This window comes from Sinorhizobium sojae CCBAU 05684, from assembly GCF_002288525.1.
Classification (GTDB): Bacteria; Pseudomonadota; Alphaproteobacteria; order Rhizobiales; family Rhizobiaceae; genus Sinorhizobium; species Sinorhizobium sojae.
In genome coordinates, this window is sequence record NZ_CP023068.1 from 1,371,725 (window position 1) to 1,390,804 (window position 19,080).

Consider the following 19,080-nt stretch of genomic DNA (forward strand, 5'->3'; position numbering starts at 1 on the left):
GTTGTGTTTTGGATAAAAGCGCCCGCGCCGCGTGCGGATGCTTGCGTTCAGTTACGGCCGAGATGGGGGAGATTTATCGACAAGAGATGGTTCACCACCGGCGCCTCCGGACCCTTGTGGAAGCGGCGGACTTGCTGCTGAACGTCGGCGTCGGCCTTCGAGACACGCCGGTGCTGGCGAAGGTGCTCGGCCCAGGATTCGACCATGAACCACTCGACGATCCTCTCCGGATCGGCGGCGTCCTCGGTGACGCCCCAGCCATACGCGCCATCACGGCGACGCTCCCCGGAAAGCCTGGCGAGCGCCTTCAGAAAATCGCTGTGGTTGTTTTTGTCGACCCGGTATTCGATCGTAACGAGCACGGGACCGCGATCATGTTCGACGGGCGCAGCCGTCAGGGGTTCCGGCCAGTGGTTGGATGCAATCAGGTCCGCCTCACCCTTTGGCAGCTTGACGAGATGGAATATGAGGCCTGCCAGAGCAAGTCCGACGGCGCCGAGGACAAGTGTCGTCGGAACTCCGGCGACCTCGGCGACGACGCCCCAGGCGAGGCTGCCGGCAGTCATCGCACCGTTGAACACCGTGAGATAGACGGCGAGCGAACGTCCCCGAACCCAATTTGGCAGGATCGATTGTGCGGCCCCGTTCAGTGTTGTGAGCGCAGTGATCCAGGCGGCCCCTAGCGCAAGCAGAGCCAGAATGGCGAGCCATCGAGGCGGCGCGAAGGACAGCCCAGCCATCACGGCAGCCGTGACAAGCGCCGAACCGAGCAACAGCGCGTCCGCATCGAGCCGTGCACGAAGCTTCGGCATGACCAGTGCGCCGCCGATCGCCCCCGCGCCGACCGCGCCCAGCAAGATCCCGTAAAAACCGGCGTCACCGCCGAGAAGATTGCGGGCGACCAGGGGCAGAAGCGCCCAGACAGAACTCGAAAAAGCGAAGAAGGCGGCCGCCCGGAGAAGCACGACATGCAGTTCGCGGCTCGCCCTCGCATAGCGCAGACCAGCGCGGAAGGCTCCGAAGAAGCGTTCGGACAAGCCATCGTCTGCATCTGGCGCGCGCCTCCACCAGATGAGGGCAGCGATGACGAAAACATAGCTGATGACGTCCACGCCATAGGTAAAGGCCGCGCCGAACCAGGCAAGCAGCAGGCCACCGACTGCCGGGCCGATCGCTCGGGAGATATTGATGCCCAGCGAGTTGAGCGCCACGGCACCTTTGAGATCCTGCTTTGGGACGAGTTCGGGAACGATGGCCTGCCAGGTCGGGGCCATCAGCGCCGCTCCAATGCCGCCGACGAAAGTGAGCGCAATCAGGGACGTGATGGTCTGCAACTCCATGGCAGACAGCAACATGAGGCAAACGCTGGCCGCGACAAGCAGAAGCTGTATGGCGAGCAGGAACTTGCGGCGGTCCAGAATGTCCGACAGTACACCTGCAGGTATCGCGAGGAGAAAGATCGGGAGCGTCGCCGCGGCCTGAACCGCCGCGACTGCTGCAGGTGCGTTCGAGAGGTCGGTGACAAGCCACGAGCTTGCGACATCGCGGATGAAGCTGCCGGTATTGCCGATTATGGTCGCCACCCAAAGAATGGCGAAGGTCTTCTGGCGAAGCGGTGCGAACCCGCCGGAAGCCGCCGGGGTTTCAGATAGAGAACTCATGAAGTCCGTCCCTTTCCGGATGCGCCATGTTCACGCAGCTCGTGCCATGCCACCAGAGTGAACGCGCCAACGAGGCCTACATGTTCGAAGAAGCCGTTCATGGCCATTGATCGCTCCATTCCAGGCGGCAATTCCCAGAAGCGAAGCGCGATGAAAGTCGCGGCGAGCGTGAAGACGGCAAGCGCAAGCGCGGCCGCCCAGCGGAAGATGCCGGCAAGGATGAGTGCGGACATCGAAAGCTCGAAAACGATCACGCCGACGGCGAAGATCGGCGCCGGATGCAGGCCGAAATGCTCCATTTCGGCGATCGCACCCGGAAAGTCGAATATCTTCGTCAGCGGTCCCTGGATATAGGCCGAGCAGAGCGCCAGCAGGCCGATGAACAGAATGCGTCTGTCGGCGAGGCCCGGCCGAAAGCGGCCGGCTAGATGCTTCTCGAGGGAAAACAGGCTCATCATCTTGGCTCTTTCTCAGGCGGCCTTTCAACTTTGCGTAGGGCTGTCCGGGATACCCCTTTGTAATAGGCGCTATGCTTCGGCAGTGGGTGGTTCACAACGACTATCGCCCACGGGTGGCGGGGACTAGCCGTTGATTGGCCCAGGTCTTGGCCGAGAACGAACGACGAGCTGATTAAGCTTGAGACTACCGTTATCGCGGCTGCGACAGTCATCTTTTTCATTTCTTGATCCTTACCGAGAGCTTCGGCTGTCGATGAAGTCCCTTTCCGCTGTCTTCACACGGCCCAGCACGAGCAGCCGAGCGCGCCGAAGAAGCCCTTGAGATCGGCGATCGGCAGGCGTGACGTCCAGGCCGCGGCATGGTCATGACCATGCATGCCGCAACTGCTGGAGCAACCGCAGGACGCGATCGCGGTTCGCCGAAGCGAATGCCGGCCGGCCCCTTCCGGCTCGCCCCAGGCGGCGTATCCGCCATAGGTTCTGACCGGCGACCAGTCCGGCATTGCCGGCGGCAACGGATTTTCATCGAGGCTGGCGAAATCGTTCGCCGCATAGACGATCCTGCCGCCAACCATCGTAAGGTCGGACGTCAGGAACGAGATCTCGTCCTCGGCGCAGGCGAAGTAGTCCTTGCTGGGAACGATCAGGTCGGCGAGCTGGCCCTTCTCGATGCGCCCCTTCTTGCCCTCCTCGTTGGAGAACCACTGCACCTTTTCGGTCCACATGCGCAGCGCCGTTTCGCGGTCGAGGCAATTGGCGCGCGGATAGAGCTGCATGCCGCCCACCGTCTTGCCGGTCACCAGCCAGGAAAGCGAGACCCAGGGGTTATAGGACGCGACGCGCGTAGCATCGGTGCCCGCGGAGACATTCACGCCCTTCTCCAGCATGCGTGCGACTGGCGGCGTCGCCTCGGCGACGCCATGACCGTAGCGCTCGACGAAATATTCGCCCTGATAGGCCATGCGGTGCTGCACGGCGATGCCGCCCCCGAGCGCGGCGATCCGGTCGATCGATTGGTCGGAGATCGTCTCGGCATGGTCGAAGAACCAGTTGATGCCGGAAAGCGGGATATCCTGGTTCACCTTCTCGAAGACGTCGAGCGCACGGCTGATCGTCTCGTCATAGGTGGCGTGCAGGCGCCAGGGCCAGCGGTTCTCGGCGAGCATGCGCACCACCTCCTCGAGCTCACCTTCCATTTCCGGCGCCAAATCGGGGCGCGGCTCGCGGAAGTCCTCAAAGTCGGCGGCCGAGAAGACCAGCATCTCGCCGGCACCATTGTGCCGGAAGAAATCGTCGCCCTGCTTGTATTTGACCGAGGAGGTCCACTTGAGGAAATCCTCCTTCTCCTCCTTCGGCTTCTGCGTGAAAAGATTGTAGGCAAGCCTGACGGTCATCTGCCCTTCATCGGCGAGCTTCTGGATGACGGCGTAGTCGTCCGGGTAGTTCTGGAAGCCGCCGCCCGCATCGATGACGCTGGTGACCCCGAGGCGATTGAGCTCGCGCATGAAGTGACGCGTCGAATTGACCTGGTACTCGAAGGGGAGCTTCGGCCCCTTGGCAAGCGTCGAGTAGAGAATGCCCGCATTCGGCTTGGCAAGCAGGAGCCCCGTCGGGTTGCCCTCGGCATCGCGAGTGATCTCGCCGCCGGGAGGGTTCGGAGTTTCCTTGGTAAAGCCAACAGCGCGAAGTGCGGCGGCGTTGAGCAGCGCCCGGTCGTAGAGATGCAGCAGGAACACCGGCGTATCGGGAGCGACCGCGTTGATCTCCTCGATCGTCGGCAGCCGCTTTTCGGCGAACTGGTGCTCGGTGAAGCCGCCGACGACGCGCACCCACTGCGGCGGCGGCGTGATCGCGACCTGACGCTTCAGCATATCCATCGCGTCGGCAAGCGAGCCCAGGCCGTCCCAGCGCAGCTCCATGTTGAAGTTCAGCCCGCCACGGACGACGTGGGTGTGGTTGTCGTTGAGGCCCGGCAGGACGCGCTTTCCCTTGAGGTCAACGACCTTGGTGTCGGGCCCGACAAGAGCCATGATCTCCTGATCCTGCCCAACCGCGAGGAACTTGCCGTCCTTGATGGCGACGGCCGTCGCGTTCGGATTCGTGCGGTCGAGCGTTGTCAGCAGACCATGGTGTAGGATCAGATCAGCGCTCATTGGCTTGTCTCCTAAGGTCGAAGCGGAATTGGCGGCGCGCGCCGGTGAAAACAGGTTTGGGAGCGCCAGGGCAGACGCCGCTCCTAGAAAACCGCGGCGGGTCGGCATTAGCTGATCTCCCGCGTCGAAGTCCGGTCGGGCACACCAGCATGGTCATGAACGGCCCCGGTCGGCAGTTCCCCGAAGACGTGCGGGACACAGCGGCTATGGAACCAGGAAACGGTGACCGGATTGCCTGACAACAGGCGCTTGACGAGGGGCACCGCCTGTTCGCCGACGAGGATGCCTAGGAGCCCCACCAGCGCGATCACCGGCGGAGCCGGGGAGCGAACGTTGAGCAGGCTGTAGATAACGCCGACGAGAAGGCCGGCCCCGAGCGAGAGGAGATACATCTTCATCGTCAATCCCTTTAACGAATGGTCGTCGCCGCTCCGACCGCATGCGAGCGGCCGGAGCGGGTGCTCGGCTGAGCAAGCCCAGTGGATGTCAGTGGCCTTCGGAAGCGCCGAACATGGTCTTGGCGTAGATGATGCCGAGGCCATAGGCGCCACCGAACTTCTTGGCGATGCCAGTCGTCATGTCGTAGGTCTCAGTGCGTGCCCAGTCGCGCTGCAGCTCGAGCATGTACTGCAGCGAGGTCATTGGCCGAACGCCGGCCTGCACCATACGGTCCATTGCGCGCTCGTGCGCCTCGTCGGACACATCGCCACAGGCGTCGGCGATTACATAGACCTCGAAGCCTTGATCGAGCGCCGACAGGGTCGGACCGACAATGCAGACCGATGTCCAAAGCCCGCAGAGCACGAGGCGCTTCTTGCCGATGCGGTTGACCTCTTCGATCACGGCGGCGTCTTCCCAGGTGTTCATGGAGGTGCGGTCGAGAAGCGGCTGTCCGGGGAAGGCATCGGTGATCTCGGCGAACATGGGGCCGGAGAAGCTCTTTTCCGCGACCGTCGTCAGGATCGTGGGGACCTTGAAGCCGGCGGCCGCGTTGGCGACCAGCGCCGCATTGTTGCGCAGTTGCACAGCGTCGATCGACTTTGTCGCAAACGACATTTGCGATTGGAAGTCGATCATGATCAGCGCGTGGTCCTTGGGCGAGACGAGAAGGTTGCCGGGGGTCGGAGTTGCGTTCAGCGTCATGGTACTGGCCTCTTTCTGTTGGTTGCCGATGTTCGCCACTATGCCGATGATGAGGGCGCGGTTCTTGTAGCCAACGACGGATTTTTGTATTTTTTAATCGCCGCTAAGACTGAGGCCGATGCGAGATCACGTGCCGGCGTTGAGCCAGCGAGACACGCTTCAACCGCACGGTGGCAGAGGGCGCTCTTGGCCCTTCCCCGAGGCACTCGTTGTTTGATCTGCTGTTTGTTGTCGAGCCTTGCTCAGGACTGCCGGCTTCGTCTCCAGGCGCCGGGAGTGGCGCCCATCGCCTGTACAAACGCACGTGTGAAGTGGCTTTGGTCGGAGAAGCCGCAGATGATGGCGATCTCGCTCAACGGGGTTTGTGAGAACTGCAGCAAATCAACGGCCTTTTCGATGCGTTTTTGCTGCAACCACCGTTGCGGCGTCTTCCCCATGGTTTCGCGGAAGGCCCGAAGAAACGTCGCCTGCGACAGATTGCAGGCCGAAGCGAGCTGTTCGACGGTCAGGTCACCATTCAACTGGCTCTGGACGAGGTCCTTGACTTTGGCCTGGCAACGCGAGGAGAGCCGACGTCCGCTGGCGGCCGCACCGCCGCGACCGTTACCGTACTGCTGAACAACATGAACTCCGATTGCGACCGAGAGCTGGTCAACAAACAAGGCGCTCCTGTCCGCGCTCCCATCCACTGTGGCAAACAAAGCGCCGAGCATGCCACCGAGTACAGGATCTGCGTGCGCGGCAACCGGGCGCAATTCGCTGACACTTCTCAAGTCCGCCGCGTCGGCGATCCGCTCGAGCGCGTTGTGATTGATTTCGAGCAGCATGAAGTCGAAGGAACCGCTGAGATCGGCGCGATAATCATCGGCGAAATTCCGCAGGTAGACGGCGCTTTGCTCGAATTCATGGACGGTCGAATGATGCTCTCTGAAGATCCGGCGACTGTGTCCGCCTGCTGCGGATAGCCCGAGCAGATATCCGCGCCCGGTCGCTGGTGTCGTGACCCTGTCTGGCGGCGCCGAAGCCGACCTCTTGCGATAGAACGTCATGTCGCGGCCCTCGATCGTTCGGTCGTCGTCGAGCCTGTCCATGGAGCAACCGAGACTGTCATGTCTGTTGGTTGCTGCGATGGAAGAGAAGTCCGTCATGCCTTGGGTCCCGTACTTTGAGCTTACCTGTAGCGAGAACCTCTCGACCACAAACATCGGCATAGGACCGAGGCCCTGTACGGATCGCGGTTCCAAGAGGCAGCCTCCACGCCGGCGCGCGGAGCCGCCCTGAATCGCCGCATCATCGCCGCGACCTGGATAACGTTCTTGTACGAAACTCACGCGTTTTGAACGATGTGAGCCGATGGAGGCGATTAGACCCTGAGCAGATCCAAGGCCACGCTGAAAGTCTTGTTCTTTCGTCTGAAGCGTGCCGGTGGCTCACCCGTGAGACTTGTGAAGACCCGTGTCATGTGGCTCTGATCGGCGAAGCCGCAACTGATCGCGACCTCCGCAATCGACAGGTCATGCAACAACAGTTCCTTGACCCGCGAGACCCGGTACTCGGCAAGCCATTTCGATGGGGTACGCCCAAAGCTCTCTTTGAAAGCCTTGTTGAAATAGCTGCGCGACAATTCGCAGCGAGAAGCCAGATCTCCGATCGAGAACGGCTTATTGAAATGAGCAGCTAGAAATTCGGTAGCGAGCCGTTCCTGCCAAGGCGCCAAGGTGCCTTTCTTGTCCACCGGGAAGTGCAGACCGCCATAGGTCTGGCTGAGATGCGCCAGCATGGCTAGATTGATTTGCTCCAGAAACAGAGGATTGGCCTGTTCCGGGTTGTCGAGCGACGGCAGCAATGCCTGCGCGAGCCCGTGCATCACCGGATCGATGCGGCCCGCGAAGCAAGAAAGCGCCACGTATGCGCTGCGCCCGGCCTCCTCAGCAAAGGCGCGTAGGCGAGCAAATGGAATCTGGAAGCGAACGTTGTCGAACGGAGAGAGTGAATGGCATTGCCATCGATCGCGAAGATCGGTGATCGCAAGCGAGGCCTTGGCACCGCCGCCGTCATGCACCAACTCGCCACCTCGCCACAGCCTCTGGGAACCGAAGTCACGCAGTTGAACGGTGACGCCGAATGCTTCCGAGCGCGGAATGGCGGCTGCGTCCACACCGAAGCGATCGGAATACGTCCGCGTGACAATGATATCGCCGGCAGCAACTGATTTGACGATCGGGCTTGGCCGATGACGTGTGCCGTTCAATCCCTCATGCAGGTCCATCGGCGTGGTCTCCCGATATCTGGCCATGCGCGACCGTCAGTGCTGTCTCCAAGGCTACAATAGTGCCGGTTCGACTGCAGAGCGATTGCTACAATAGTCCCAAGGCTTGAATGGAAAATGACCTCATTGCACAAAACCGTCACTGTAGCCAACGCGCCCGCCAGGCTGCTGGGGTGCTGCCCGTCACGCGACGGAAACTATTGGTAAAATGATCCTCGTCGGTGAAGCCGCACCGGGTGGCGATCTCCGCGAGTGTCAAAGAACGCTCGCCGAGATATTGCTTGGCACGTGCCGTTCGATAGCCCAGGAGCCACTGTTGCGGCGTCTGGCCCGTCACGGCCTTGAAGCCTTCGATAAAGCGACGGATGGAAACACCAGCCGCCGAAGCTGCTGCCGCCATTGGGAATTGATCGGCAAAATGGTCGATCATGAAGTCCTTGGCTGCCTTCTCCTGCCAAACAGTGAGTTGCGTTGAACCGGAACCCCCCTGATCGCGATGATCGCCGTAAGCGTGAAGCAAGTGGGCACAGATGGCGATGGCAATGTGCTGTAAGACCGGAGTGCGGGAGTCCCCTTGCCTCTCGAACAGGGGCAGAAGAGCCGCTCCGAGATTTCGCATGACATCATCCTCCTCGCCCCGCCGGCATCTAAGCCTGGTTGCTTTTGGGGCAGCCGAGAACTCGGCAATTTCCCAAAAGAGCTCTCGCGGCAGTTGGAAGGCTAGCGAATCGAGATCGCTGAACAGCCGGATGCAGGCGCCATGGGCAATATCCACGAGGCAAACGGAACCTTGCCGGAAGCGGCGAGTCTCGCTCTCGGTGCCATCGGGAGCAACGTCGCAATGATACGCATCCTTGAGGTACAGCATCAGAAAGTAGGCTTCGTCGGGGGGCAAGGACACCAGACGGTTGGCATCCCCGTTGAGCCGCCATTCCAGGCGCGTCACGGAAAATTCGGCGTCCCGAACCGGTCGAGCCGGGAGACATGGAGCATACGGCAGCCCAAAATGAGCGCCGACGCCCTCTTCCGTTCCCGTCCTATGATTCATTCGCGCCTCCAAGTGAATTTGCATTTCTGCTGCGAGAGGTCCGGTCGCGACCGGACCGAGGGACCGTATTCGCGATTTGAATGACCCAAAGAACTCGACAACAGAAGGGGCCCATATAGGCCGTTCAAGTCCGATTCAAAGGAAGCATGCCTGCGGGCGCCGTCAATTTCTTGTAACATTTGCTCGCCTTTTGCCGGAAAGGACACCTTCGAGGGGAAAATAGGACTGGAATCGCCTCCGCTTCACAGCGGGCGCGTATGGGTAACGTACCTTTCGAAGAAGTCCGAGAATCTCGCAACGCGCATCGGCAGTTTCTCGTAGGGCGGATAGTACAATGTCAGCCAGAGCTCAGGAGGCTCCCACTCGGCAAGGACCTGCTTCAGTGCGCCGCGCGCCAGCGCATCGTCGACGATGAATTGCGGCAACAGGGCTACGCCCTGCCCGTCTTCCGCCAGTCTGGCGATTAGCTCGCCGTTGTTCGCCGCAAGGACTTTGCCGGCCAAAGCCTTTCGGGTCCGCCCGCCGTTGGTCAGCTCCCAGTTCTCGGCGATCGCTTCCTCGTCGTAGGCGATACAGACATGTCGATGGAGGCCATCGGGCGTCTCAGGTGTTCCGAAAGCGGCGAGATAGCCTGGGGAAGCGACAAGGATTCGCCGCACGCGGCATAGCTTGCGCCATATTGTTGACTTGTCCCGCGGCGGCTCGGAAACCCTTAGTGCGAGATCGAAACTCTCGGACACGATGTCGATGAAGCGGTCGGTCAGCGTAAGCGAAACCCTCACCCGAGGATATTCGGCCCGAAATCCGGAGACGATGTCCGGCAGGATCTGCTGGCCGAGCGACAGCGGCGCGTTGATGCGGATCAGCCCGGCCACGTCCCCATGCTCTTCGCGCAGATCCTCCCTGACCTGGTCGAACTGTCTTATCAGTGGCTCTACCCGGGCCGCGTAGACGGCGCCGGCAGAGGTCAGAGAAACCTGACGCGTGGTGCGCAGCAGGAGCTGCACTCCCAGGCTCTCCTCCAGCGCACTGACGGCGCGGGTCACGGTCGGCGGCGTCATCGACAACTGTCGCGCCGCCGCCGTGAAGCTGCGCTGCTGCGCTACGGCCAGGAATACTCGAATGTCGCTTAGATCGCCCATGTCCATTTATTGCAATACATGCAACAATTTTGTCAATATTATTGCTGTTCACTTCCGTGAGGAGCTGAGCGATTTTGTCTCCAGATCAGCCGATACACGCTAGTCCGGAGAGAACCTGCCATGCTTAAACAGATCAAAGGCCTTCATCACGTCACGTCGATGGCCGCCAGCGCCCAGGAGAACAGCGACTTCTTCACCAAAGCGCTCGGCCTGCGCCGTGTAAAGAAGACCGTGAATTTCGACGACCCGGAGGTGTACCACCTCTACTACGGTGACGAGATCGGCACGCCTGGCTCGGTGATGACCTATTTCCCATTTCCCCACATCGCCAGGGGACGTCCGGGTGCTGGGGAGGTAGGCGAGACCTCTTTCGCCGTCGCCAAGGACACGCTCGTCTACTGGAAGGAACGACTTGCCTCGCGCGGTGTCGCCGGACTCTCCGAGCACCAACTCTGGGGCGAGAAGCGCCTTCGCTTTAGGGGTCCGGACGGCGATGCCTTCTCGCTGGTCGAAGTCAAAGATGATCCGCGCCGCGGTTGGGCCGCCGGCACAGAGGTCGACGCGGAAAAGGCGATCAGAGGTTTCCACGGCGCAACTCTGCGTCTTACGGATCCTGGCGCGACGCGGGAGCTTCTCAGCTTCATGGGTTACCAGGAGGTCGACCGCAAAGGAGAGTGGTCGCGCTTCGCGATCAGCGGCGGCAACGGGGCAGACGTCGTCGACCTGGAAGTCGTCCCCAGTGCCGATCTCGCCCGCCTCGGCGCCGGCTCGGTGCATCACATCGCCTTCGCAGTGGACGATCGCGCGGCCCAGCTTGAGGTCCGCAAGGCCCTGATCGATACCGGCTATCAGGTCACGCCAGTTATCGATCGCGACTACTTCTGGGCGATCTACTTCCGCACGCCCGGCGGCGTGCTGTTCGAGATCGCCACCAACGAGCCGGGATTTGATCGCGATGAAGACACCGGGCACCTCGGTGAAGCCCTGAAGCTTCCCACGCGCTACGAGCCCTATCGCGACGAGATCTCACGCCGCCTCGAGCCGATCAGAGACTAACCGGCTTAGGGCCACGGCAATTCGGGTCCAGCCCGACGGAGAAGACCACCATGACGATCTCATCCTATCAGGCGCTCATAAGAGCGCCGCGACGCAACGCGCCCATCGTCTTCGCGTTTCACGGCACGGGCGGAGACGAACATCAGTTCGCCGCGCTGGCCAGGCAAGTCTTGCCGGATGCCGGGCTGATTTCGCCGCGTGGGGATGTGTCGGAATTTGGCGCGCTGCGCTTCTTTCGCCGTACGAGCGAAGGCTCCTACGACATGCAGGACCTGGCGAGACGAACAGATAAGATGGTCGATTTCATTGCTGCCCACAAAGCGGAATATCCCGGACGCGCAATATACGGATTAGGCTATTCAAACGGGGCGAACATCCTTGCGTCAGTTCTGTTCAGCCGGCCCCAGCTTTTCGATCGAGCTGCCCTGCTCCATCCGCTCATTCCTTGGATCCCCGCGGATAACAAGCAGTTGAAAGAGCGACGAATCCTGATCACCGCTGGCCAACGCGATCCGATTTGCCCACTGCCCCTCACAGAGCGGCTCGTCGACTACTTTGCGGCGCAGAGGGCCCGCGTGGAGGCATGCTACCATTCCGGTGGACATGAGATCCGCCCCGAGGAATTGCAAGCATTGCGCACGTTCCTGACCTGAAGGAAACGGCGGCGACCGACCCGCCTGGGCGACAGGCGGGCTTGTATGGAAAGGTCTTTCCTGGGGCGCCGCCAACATCCATCTTTTCATGCGTTCCGGACTTCGATGGCGCAGGTCAAGGTTCGTTTGTTGGCGCAAACTCGCCATCCAGCACGTTGGCGCTCACCCCAACGCCGCCGCCGTTCCTGACCAAGAATTTCGACACGCATCCCATACCTCGCCTAAGGCACGTCGCTAATGACGTGTCTTAGGCCATCAAGGCGCTATCCGGCAGGCGGTGCCAATCGGGCGGTTACCGTAAGGTGCCATTGTGGGCATCTTCGCCAGCAATTAGATCCCTGCTCCCGGTTTTCATGCTCTGATGCCAATCTTAGAGAAAGCCGCCTCCAAGGATGCCTCGAGGATGTCCAGCGCTTCGTCGAGAACGGCGTCGGGTATGGTCAAGGGCGGGAGGAGGCGGATGACGTTGAAGCGCGTGCCGCAGGACAACAATATCAGCCCGCGCTGCTCTGCCTCCGTGACGATTTGCGTGGTCAACTGCGGCGCCGGAACCTTACCCTCCCGATCGTCCACCAGTTCGAACGCGATCATCGCGCCATGGCAACGAATGGAGCCGATGCGCTCCATGCCCTGGCGCTGCGCAATGGCCTTTAAACGGCAGCCGATTTTTTCCCCGATCCAGGCGGCACGCGCGCAAAGCTTCTCGTCCTCAATGACGTCGAGAACCGCGTGTGACGCGGCGACGGCGATCGGATTTCCGGCATAGGTTCCGCCGAGGCCGCCAGGGTGCGCGGAATTCATGACCGTCGCCTTGCCGACCACCGCCGAAAGCGGAAAACCGCCGGCGAGCCCTTTCGCGAGCGTGACAAGGTCCGGTTTGACACCAGAGTGCTCGATGGAAAGCATCCTTCCCGTCCTTGCCATGCCACCCTGCACCTCGTCGGCTATCAGGACGATGCCATACTTGTCGGCCCGCAGACGTAGTCCCTGGAGGAGTTCACCAGGCGCAGCGTTGAAGCCACCCTCGCCCTGAACGGGCTCGATTATGAAGGCAGCAACGCGTTCGGGATCGACATCGGATGCAAGCAAACTGTCGAGGGTCGACAGCGAATCCTCAGCCGTCACCCCAGAGAAAGCCGCCGGGAACGGGACGTGGTATACCTCCGCGGGGAAGGGACCGAAGCCCTTCTTGTACGGCACGACCTTTCCGGTGAGCGCCATACCGAGCATGGTGCGGCCATGGAAAGCGCCGGAAAACGCGATCACCGCCGATCGCCCCGTATGGGCGCGGGCGATCTTGATCGCGTTCTCCACCGCCTCTGCACCGGTGGTCACCAGCATGGTTCTGTTTTCTTCGCCCGTATCGACGATCGCGTTCAGCCGCTCGGCCAGTCGGACGTAGCTCTCGTAGGGAGCGACATGGAAGCAGGTGTGGGTGAATTGCGCCGCCTGTTCTGCGACCGCCGCCATGACGCGAGGGTGCCGATGGCCCGTATTATTTACCGCGATGCCGGCCGCAAAATCGATGAAACGCCGTCCATCGGCGTCCCACAATTCCGAATTTTCGGCGCGCTCGACGAAGATGCTCTTCGTCGCCACGCCGGCGACAACAGCACTTGCCTGCCTTGATTTGAGTGCTTGCGATCTGGTCATTAACCCACCCCTTCCGGTGCATTTTTTGATGAATATTGTGTTGTCAGCTTCGCCCGAGGCGGCGTGCATGATCCTTTCTAGCGCAGCCGGTGCCGATCATGGCAGCGCATCTCAAGGCAAGCCGCGGTTACGGCGGCTCGCCCTGTACAGCAAAATCTCAATCCAGCGTGTTCTGCAGCCAATCGGCCGAAATATGCGGGTGCGGAAGCGCGGGCTCCCGGTCGCGGAGAATGCGCAGGACCCGTGGAGGTGTCAGCGGAATCTCGCGAACCAGGCGCCCAGTGGCATTTGCCACGGCGCAGGCGACGGTCGCGGCCGTGTTCAGGATCGGCACCTCGCCCGCGCCTTTGGTCCCGAGCGGCCCCATTGACGGCGCGCCCTCGTAGAGGTCGATTGCAACGGGCACCGCATCGAGCGCCAGCGGCAGGCGATAGGTCTCGAAACCGGATTGCCGGATTTCGCCCTCGCCGCCAAGGGTGACCTCTTCGTGCAGCGCGTAGCCGAGCCCCTGCACGACGCCGCCCTGCACCTGCCCATGGATGGCCAGGGGATTGAGCGCGCGGCCCACATCTTGGACGACGCTGTAGGAAAGCACTTCCACATGGCCGGTCTCCGGGTCGACGGCGACCTCGGCATCATGGACGGCGAAAACGGGGATATCGATCGCTTCGATGAAATGGCCCATGGCACAGCCCGCCATGGCGGGAACGTTCTTCGCCGTGAACGAGCCGGTTCCCGTCACCGGTCCGCTGATCGACTGCGCCCGCTGCACCACCTCCGCGACGGTGGCCCCAGAGCCGGGAACCGCGGCGATCTCGACCCGGCCATTGCGCAGCGTCAGCCGTTCGGGCGGTGTCTGCAGCATCTCGGACGCCGTCTTGAGCAGCTTCTCCCGGATCGGAACGCAGGCCTCGATGCTGGCAGCACCAATGGAGACCGTGGTTCGCCCGCCGCCGACCCCGACATCGAGCCCCGCTGCATCGGTATCCGCCTGTTTCACGATCACGTCGCGCGGATCGAGCCCCAATTGGCCCGCCACGATCTGCGGCAGGGATTGGGTCATCGTGCCCGAGCCGATCTCGACGCCCGAGGTGACCAGGGTGGCGCTGCCATCGGCGTTAAGGTTCACGGTGGCGGACGAAGGCCCGACGAAGATGAACCACGTCCCGACGGTGGTGGCGCGGCCGTAAAGCCGCCCCGCCGCCCGCTCACGCGCGGAACCCACCTTTTCGCGCAAGCCCTCCATCCGATCCAGCATCGGCCTCAGCACCTCGCCCTCGAAGGGCTGTCCCGTGGCGCCAAGATCGCCATCGCCCAAAACGTTCCGACGGCGGAACTCGATTGGGTTGAAGCCCAACTCGGCGCAGATTTCGTCGGTGTGCCGCTCCAGCGCGAACGTGTTATAGACGCCATTACACGCGCGGAAGGCGCCATTCGGCGGCGTGTTGGTGTAGATGGCGCGGCTCGTCAGCCGCACGGCGCCCAAGCGGTAGTTGCCCCCAAGTGTGTGCGCCGTCATGGTGGTGAGGAATATCTGCTCGCCGCCATATGCGCCGCAGTCCATCAGCACGGTCGCCTCGCGCCCGACGATCTCGCCATCGGCTGCGACGGCGGAGCGGATGCGGATATCCGCATTCTCGCGGCAGAGACAGGTCGTCATCTCCTCGAAGCGGCTGTTCTCGAGCATGACGGCCCGGCCCGTCTTTCGGGCGAGCACCGCCGTGATCGGCTCGATCGTCGCATCGAACTTCAGCCCGAACCCCCCGCCGACCGCCGGCACCGTCACGCGCACCCGGCCGGGCGTCAATCCCATGACCCTGCCGGTGACATTGCGCACCGTCCAGGGCACCTGGGTGGAGGTCTGGATATGCGCGCGGTCGTCTTCCCAGCTGCAGATTGCCACGCGCGGCTCGAAAGGCACATGGTTCTGGCGGCCGACACGGAAGGTGCTTTCGACGATCCGCACATCGGACCGGGCGAAGGCGGCATCCACGTCGCCGCGCATCGCCTTTGCCTCCCAGGCAATGTTGCCGCGACGGCTGCCGCCCTCGAACAATATCTCGTAGTTGCGCCAGTTTTCATGGACCAGCCGCGCCCCCGGAGCCAGCGCCTCCTCCATCGTGAGCACGGGCGCGAGAGGCTCTACCTCAAGCTCGATTGCAGCAATGGCGGCTCGGGCCTGCTCCAGGGTCTCGGCGGCAACGGCTGCGATGGGTTCGCCGATGTAGCGAATCGTATCCGACGCAAATAGCGGATGATCGGCCACGCCGATGCCGAAAAGACCCGGCGCATCGCCCGCCGTTGCCACCGCGCGCACCCCGGGGCATTTCAGCGCGCGCGAGACATCAAGCCGGGCGATCCGCCCCGCCGGCACGGTCGAACGCAACAGTGCCGCATGAAGCGTCGTCGAGTCCATCCGGTCATTCGTATATTTCGTCCTGCCGCGCAGCTTGTCGGGCGCATCGCGACGGGGCAGGTTCATGATTGTCCGCTCGACCTCAGACATCGGCGCCTCCAGCAGAATGGGCCTCGGCAAGGCATTCCATCACTGCGTCGACGATCCGTTCATATCCGGTGCAGCGGCAGATGTTGCCGACCATGGCGTGCTTGACGGCGTTGCGGTCGGCGCGGGGGGTCTCACGGAGGAATTTCGAAAGGCTCATGACCATGCCCGGAAAGCACATGCCGCATTGGACCGCGTCGACCCTCTCGAAAGCGGCCTGAAGCAGTTGCGCCTCGGCATCGTACCGACTGGCGCCCTCGATCGTCATGACCGAGAGCCCCTCAAGGAGACCAACGGGGCGCAGGCATGCCAGCACCGGCTCGCCTTCCACATTGACGGTGCAGGCGCCACAGAAGCCCTCGCGGCAGACTGCCTTGGTCCCGGTCATGAACCTCTGGCAGCGCAGCAGGTCGATGAGCGGTGTCATCGGATCACCGTCGAAGCGGCAGGTTTCACCGTTGAGCTGAAAGGTCGTGCTCATTTGCTTTCTCCCGACAGCAGCGCGGCGGTGCAGCGGCGCACGAGCGCGGGGAGGACCTCGCGCCGGTACCAGCCGTCGGCCTCGATCCCGTCGCGGCCCTTGAAATCGTTGAGGGTCGCGGCAAGCTCCGCGGCACGCTCGGGGTTAAGCGTCCGCCCATCCAGCGCCTGTTCCAGCACGGTCCAGCGCCGAGCGATCGGCTCGACCGAACCGACTGCGATGTGAAGCTCGCCGCCACATATCGCCATGGAGACGATGGCAACCGGGTAATCCCCGGCCTTGCGCATCGGGAGTCGCTGGTGGGCACTTGCCCGCACCGAACGCGGAACCCGTACACCGGTCAACAGCGCGCGTGGCAGAACCTCGGCGCGGCGCGCAAGGAACTCCGCCATCGGCAGGGTGGCCGGGCCTTGGGCGGTCTCCAAGTACACCAGGGCGCCACAGGCCAGTAGCGCGGGCGCGAAGTCCGACGCGGCGAAATCGACGCAACAGAGGTTGCCTCCCAAGGTCGCCACCCGCCGGACGGCAGGATTGGCCGAAGTCGCCGCAGCCGTCACGAGACCCGTCAGTTGCGGCACGTCCCGCAGGGCCTCGGTCAGCGCAAAGTGGGTGACGGCGGCGCCGATCACGTATTCGTTTTCCTCCACCTCGACCCGACTGAGTGCTGCGATACGGCCCACGGACACCAGCCTTTCGGGCAAAGCCTGCCCGCGTACCGGCGCGCGCATTACCCAGCTTCCCCCAGCGAGCACAGCGCGGCCCTGTCGCAGCGCATCCCGCGCCTCTTCAATGGTTTCGGCCACGATCAGCCGCTCTTCTACAATGCCGTGCATCGCCGTCGTTCCTCGATGTTGGAGTGATCGGGGATGCCAGCGGCGTGACATCCCCGGCCCGTCGCTCAGCCCCAATGAGCGACGGTGCGTCTCTCGAAGCTTTCGCGGAACTGCGCCGTGGTCTTTTCGAGAACATCACCGGTTTCCCAGTCGAGGATCACCGCGTGACGTCGAAGCACATCCAGCTTGTCGATCTTGCCTGTCTTGTAGAGACGGCTGACCTCTTCCGGATCCATCCGCGCCCAGTCCTTGCGCTTGGCACGGATCTCGGCGCGGAGCGCCTCGGTGGCTTCGGTGTCGACCTCGTACTGGCAGAGATCGGGGTCGATCGCCCGGATGACCACACCGTAATCAAGAGCGGCGCGCTCGATCGAGACATAGTCGTCGATCACATCCTCCACGACTTTGGCGGGGTCGCGCTCCAGCGGATCGCCGAATCCGCCGCCGCCGGCGGTCGGCCGCGCAAATTGATCGCCCGTCTGGACGGGATAGTCGGAGAACACCGAGCCGAGCCAGATTTCTTGATCGCTGCCCGCCTGCTTGATCGACAGGCCGTGCGGCATCGACGGGAGGCCGCCTTCCACGCCCCACACCACGGCCCGCTCGCGATCGCAGATGTAGGACATCACCGCGCTTTCCGAGTTGAGAAGAACCGAGGTCTTTTGAACACCGGTGCCGCCACGCCACTTACCGGGACCGGCCGAATCCTGCAGGATCTGAAATTCGACGGTGCGGGTCGGGTTCACCCGCTCGTTGCCCTCATTTGGCTGCGACATCAAACCTGTGCCGAAAGCCGCGGTCGTCACATCGGCACCATCCTTGCCGTTGCGCCCGCCCCAGCCACCCGGAAGCCATTCATAGAACATAAAGATCGGCTTGTCTTCCTTACGCGCATCGCGGCCGCCAGCCAAAAGATATTCGAGGTTGAACGCGCAGGCGATGGCGCGCTCGGGCATGATCTTCGACCACATCTCGAAGATCGAGTTCATGATCTTCTCGAAAGGCATCAGGAAGCCCGTGACGGCAACCGGCCATTCGGCGCTGACAACGCTGTTCTTTGGCGCGGTGATCTCGATCATCCGGTAGAACCCGCTGTTCAGTGGCAGGTCCGGGAAGAAGGTCTTCATGCCCGCCACGACGGCGGAGAAGGTCGCGCCGGGCGCTGAATTGTATATCGACCCAATCGTCGGATGGCTTCCAGTGAAATCGTAATGGATGCTATCGCCCTTCATCGTCATCTTGATCCGGATCGGTATCATCCCCTCCCCGCCGGCGGGATCGCGATCGATGTAATCCACCGTTTCCCAGCTGCCGTCCGGCAGGGCGGCAATGCGCTGACGGACCGCGCGCTCCACATAATCCTGCACTTCCTGCATGCCCTGCATCACCTGACTGCGACCGTATTTCTTGACCAACCGCAGCAGGTCACCCTCGGCAACCTGGGTGGCCTGGGCCTGCGAATGAATGTCGCCGATGATCGATTGAGGATCGCGTGTGTTGGCTGCAATCATGTTCGCCACATCCGCGCAGAACCGCCCGCCATGGAACAGCCTTATCGGGGTGATCCGCATTCCTTCCCGGAACATCTCCCGCGCCGCGACGTCAAACGAACCGGGCACCGAGCCGCCAAGATCGGACCAGTGTCCGTTCGATTGTGAGAAGCCGATCAGATGGTCCTCGTCGAAAATCGGCCGGATCAGGCGGACATCGCTGAAATGGGTTCCTCCGGCATAGGGATCGTTGATCGCATAGACATCGCCCGGCAGCATATTGCCCTCGAAGGCGCGGATCACGTCCTTGCAGGTGAAATGCAGCGTTCCGACATGGACCGCGATATCCTGGTTGCCCTGGGCGACGGAATTCCCGTCGGAGTCATGCAGGCCGTTCGAGAAGTCGCGATTGTAGATCACGAAGGAATAGCAAGTCCGCAGCATTCGCTCCGCCATCTGGTCGACCGAGGAGATGAAGGAATTTTTCAGCACCTCGAAGGTCACCGGATCGAGGGTCGGTTTCATCATCTTGTTCAT

The 19,080-nt window shown here is 62.3% G+C and carries 16 protein-coding genes; 2 read left to right on the top strand and 14 right to left on the bottom strand.

Annotated features, from left to right (window positions below; translation table 11 throughout):
- Positions 1 to 47 precede the first annotated feature (47 nt).
- The 9 genes from SJ05684_RS24035 to SJ05684_RS24075 all read right to left on the bottom strand — a co-directional run bounded on the left by SJ05684_RS24035 (position 48) and on the right by SJ05684_RS24075 (position 9,874).
- Positions 48 to 1,661: an MFS transporter gene (locus tag SJ05684_RS24035; RefSeq protein ID WP_034858437.1), complete on the bottom strand. Its 1,614-nt coding sequence runs from the start codon at positions 1,659 to 1,661 to the stop codon at positions 48 to 50.
- A complete protein-coding gene (locus SJ05684_RS24040; RefSeq protein ID WP_034858474.1) occupies positions 1,658 to 2,116 on the bottom strand; it encodes a DoxX family protein in 459 nt (152 codons plus the stop codon). Before SJ05684_RS24040 ends, SJ05684_RS24035 begins: the two co-directional genes overlap by 4 nt.
- A 278-nt stretch (positions 2,117 to 2,394) precedes the next feature.
- Positions 2,395 to 4,380 (bottom strand): amidohydrolase, encoded by a 1,986-nt coding sequence (locus SJ05684_RS24045; RefSeq protein WP_085939150.1) that lies wholly within the window; start codon positions 4,378 to 4,380, stop codon positions 2,395 to 2,397.
- On the bottom strand, positions 4,380 to 4,670 hold the full coding sequence (locus SJ05684_RS24050; protein WP_034858434.1) for a XapX domain-containing protein: 291 nt from the start codon (positions 4,668 to 4,670) through the stop codon (positions 4,380 to 4,382). The genes SJ05684_RS24045 and SJ05684_RS24050 overlap by 1 nt, the downstream gene beginning before the upstream one ends.
- A gap of 88 nt (positions 4,671 to 4,758) precedes the next feature.
- The gene (locus SJ05684_RS24055; protein ID WP_034858431.1) at positions 4,759 to 5,415 is read right to left on the bottom strand and encodes a hydrolase; all 657 of its coding nucleotides are present in this window, start codon (positions 5,413 to 5,415) and stop codon (positions 4,759 to 4,761) included.
- A gap of 242 nt (positions 5,416 to 5,657) precedes the next feature.
- Positions 5,658 to 6,563 carry a helix-turn-helix domain-containing protein gene (locus SJ05684_RS24060; RefSeq protein WP_085939149.1) on the bottom strand — a complete coding sequence of 302 codons (906 nt, stop codon included), beginning with the start codon at positions 6,561 to 6,563 and terminating at the stop codon, positions 5,658 to 5,660.
- A 215-nt stretch (positions 6,564 to 6,778) separates the two neighbouring features.
- Positions 6,779 to 7,684 carry a helix-turn-helix domain-containing protein gene (locus tag SJ05684_RS24065; RefSeq protein ID WP_034858428.1) on the bottom strand — a complete coding sequence of 302 codons (906 nt, stop codon included), beginning with the start codon at positions 7,682 to 7,684 and terminating at the stop codon, positions 6,779 to 6,781.
- Positions 7,685 to 7,823: 139 nt separating this feature from the next.
- On the bottom strand, positions 7,824 to 8,732 hold the full coding sequence (locus SJ05684_RS24070; RefSeq protein ID WP_034858468.1) for a helix-turn-helix domain-containing protein: 909 nt from the start codon (positions 8,730 to 8,732) through the stop codon (positions 7,824 to 7,826).
- 242 nt (positions 8,733 to 8,974) lie between these two features.
- Positions 8,975 to 9,874 carry a LysR family transcriptional regulator gene (locus SJ05684_RS24075; protein ID WP_034858427.1) on the bottom strand — a complete coding sequence of 300 codons (900 nt, stop codon included), beginning with the start codon at positions 9,872 to 9,874 and terminating at the stop codon, positions 8,975 to 8,977.
- 120 nt (positions 9,875 to 9,994) lie between these two features.
- Here SJ05684_RS24075 and SJ05684_RS24080 point away from each other — a divergent pair, with 120 nt between their 5' ends.
- The gene (locus SJ05684_RS24080; protein ID WP_034858425.1) at positions 9,995 to 10,930 is read left to right on the top strand and encodes a VOC family protein; all 936 of its coding nucleotides are present in this window, start codon (positions 9,995 to 9,997) and stop codon (positions 10,928 to 10,930) included.
- A 50-nt stretch (positions 10,931 to 10,980) separates the two neighbouring features.
- Positions 10,981 to 11,583, top strand: coding sequence for an alpha/beta hydrolase (locus SJ05684_RS24085; protein ID WP_034858424.1), 603 nt, complete (start codon positions 10,981 to 10,983; stop codon positions 11,581 to 11,583).
- A 351-nt stretch (positions 11,584 to 11,934) separates the two neighbouring features.
- Here the strand turns inward: SJ05684_RS24085 and gabT are convergent, their stop codons facing one another.
- The 5 genes from gabT to SJ05684_RS24115 all read right to left on the bottom strand — a co-directional run bounded on the left by gabT (position 11,935) and on the right by SJ05684_RS24115 (position 19,080).
- Positions 11,935 to 13,236, bottom strand: a complete 1,302-nt coding sequence (gene gabT, locus SJ05684_RS24095) for a 4-aminobutyrate--2-oxoglutarate transaminase (RefSeq protein ID WP_034858423.1) — start codon at positions 13,234 to 13,236, stop codon at positions 11,935 to 11,937.
- A 157-nt stretch (positions 13,237 to 13,393) separates the two neighbouring features.
- Positions 13,394 to 15,742 carry a xanthine dehydrogenase family protein molybdopterin-binding subunit gene (locus tag SJ05684_RS24100; RefSeq protein WP_034858420.1) on the bottom strand — a complete coding sequence of 783 codons (2,349 nt, stop codon included), beginning with the start codon at positions 15,740 to 15,742 and terminating at the stop codon, positions 13,394 to 13,396.
- Positions 15,735 to 16,220, bottom strand: coding sequence for a (2Fe-2S)-binding protein (locus SJ05684_RS24105; protein ID WP_034858418.1), 486 nt, complete (start codon positions 16,218 to 16,220; stop codon positions 15,735 to 15,737). The genes SJ05684_RS24100 and SJ05684_RS24105 overlap by 8 nt, the downstream gene beginning before the upstream one ends.
- On the bottom strand, positions 16,217 to 17,053 hold the full coding sequence (locus SJ05684_RS24110; protein WP_034858417.1) for an FAD binding domain-containing protein: 837 nt from the start codon (positions 17,051 to 17,053) through the stop codon (positions 16,217 to 16,219). The genes SJ05684_RS24105 and SJ05684_RS24110 overlap by 4 nt, the downstream gene beginning before the upstream one ends.
- A 65-nt stretch (positions 17,054 to 17,118) precedes the next feature.
- Positions 17,119 to 19,080 (bottom strand): hydantoinase B/oxoprolinase family protein, encoded by a 1,962-nt coding sequence (locus SJ05684_RS24115; RefSeq protein ID WP_034858414.1) that lies wholly within the window; start codon positions 19,078 to 19,080, stop codon positions 17,119 to 17,121.

What these genes read in the sequence shown, in the direction of transcription:
- SJ05684_RS24035 (WP_034858437.1), bottom strand. Translation starts at nt 1,661, where the DNA reads ATGAGTTCTCTATCTGAAACCCCGGCGGCTTCCGGCGGGTTCGCACCG.
- SJ05684_RS24040 (WP_034858474.1), bottom strand. Translation starts at nt 2,116, where the DNA reads ATGAGCCTGTTTTCCCTCGAGAAGCATCTAGCCGGCCGCTTTCGGCCG.
- SJ05684_RS24045 (WP_085939150.1), bottom strand. Translation starts at nt 4,380, where the DNA reads ATGCCGACCCGCCGCGGTTTTCTAGGAGCGGCGTCTGCCCTGGCGCTC.
- SJ05684_RS24050 (WP_034858434.1), bottom strand. Translation starts at nt 4,670, where the DNA reads ATGAAGATGTATCTCCTCTCGCTCGGGGCCGGCCTTCTCGTCGGCGTT.
- SJ05684_RS24055 (WP_034858431.1), bottom strand. Translation starts at nt 5,415, where the DNA reads ATGACGCTGAACGCAACTCCGACCCCCGGCAACCTTCTCGTCTCGCCC.
- SJ05684_RS24060 (WP_085939149.1), bottom strand. Translation starts at nt 6,563, where the DNA reads ATGACGGACTTCTCTTCCATCGCAGCAACCAACAGACATGACAGTCTC.
- SJ05684_RS24065 (WP_034858428.1), bottom strand. Translation starts at nt 7,684, where the DNA reads ATGGACCTGCATGAGGGATTGAACGGCACACGTCATCGGCCAAGCCCG.
- SJ05684_RS24070 (WP_034858468.1), bottom strand. Translation starts at nt 8,732, where the DNA reads ATGAATCATAGGACGGGAACGGAAGAGGGCGTCGGCGCTCATTTTGGG.
- SJ05684_RS24075 (WP_034858427.1), bottom strand. Translation starts at nt 9,874, where the DNA reads ATGGGCGATCTAAGCGACATTCGAGTATTCCTGGCCGTAGCGCAGCAG.
- SJ05684_RS24080 (WP_034858425.1), top strand. Translation starts at nt 9,995, where the DNA reads ATGCTTAAACAGATCAAAGGCCTTCATCACGTCACGTCGATGGCCGCC.
- SJ05684_RS24085 (WP_034858424.1), top strand. Translation starts at nt 10,981, where the DNA reads ATGACGATCTCATCCTATCAGGCGCTCATAAGAGCGCCGCGACGCAAC.
- gabT (WP_034858423.1), bottom strand. Translation starts at nt 13,236, where the DNA reads ATGACCAGATCGCAAGCACTCAAATCAAGGCAGGCAAGTGCTGTTGTC.
- SJ05684_RS24100 (WP_034858420.1), bottom strand. Translation starts at nt 15,742, where the DNA reads ATGTCTGAGGTCGAGCGGACAATCATGAACCTGCCCCGTCGCGATGCG.
- SJ05684_RS24105 (WP_034858418.1), bottom strand. Translation starts at nt 16,220, where the DNA reads ATGAGCACGACCTTTCAGCTCAACGGTGAAACCTGCCGCTTCGACGGT.
- SJ05684_RS24110 (WP_034858417.1), bottom strand. Translation starts at nt 17,053, where the DNA reads ATGCACGGCATTGTAGAAGAGCGGCTGATCGTGGCCGAAACCATTGAA.
- SJ05684_RS24115 (WP_034858414.1), bottom strand. Translation starts at nt 19,080, where the DNA reads ATGAACAAGATGATGAAACCGACCCTCGATCCGGTGACCTTCGAGGTG.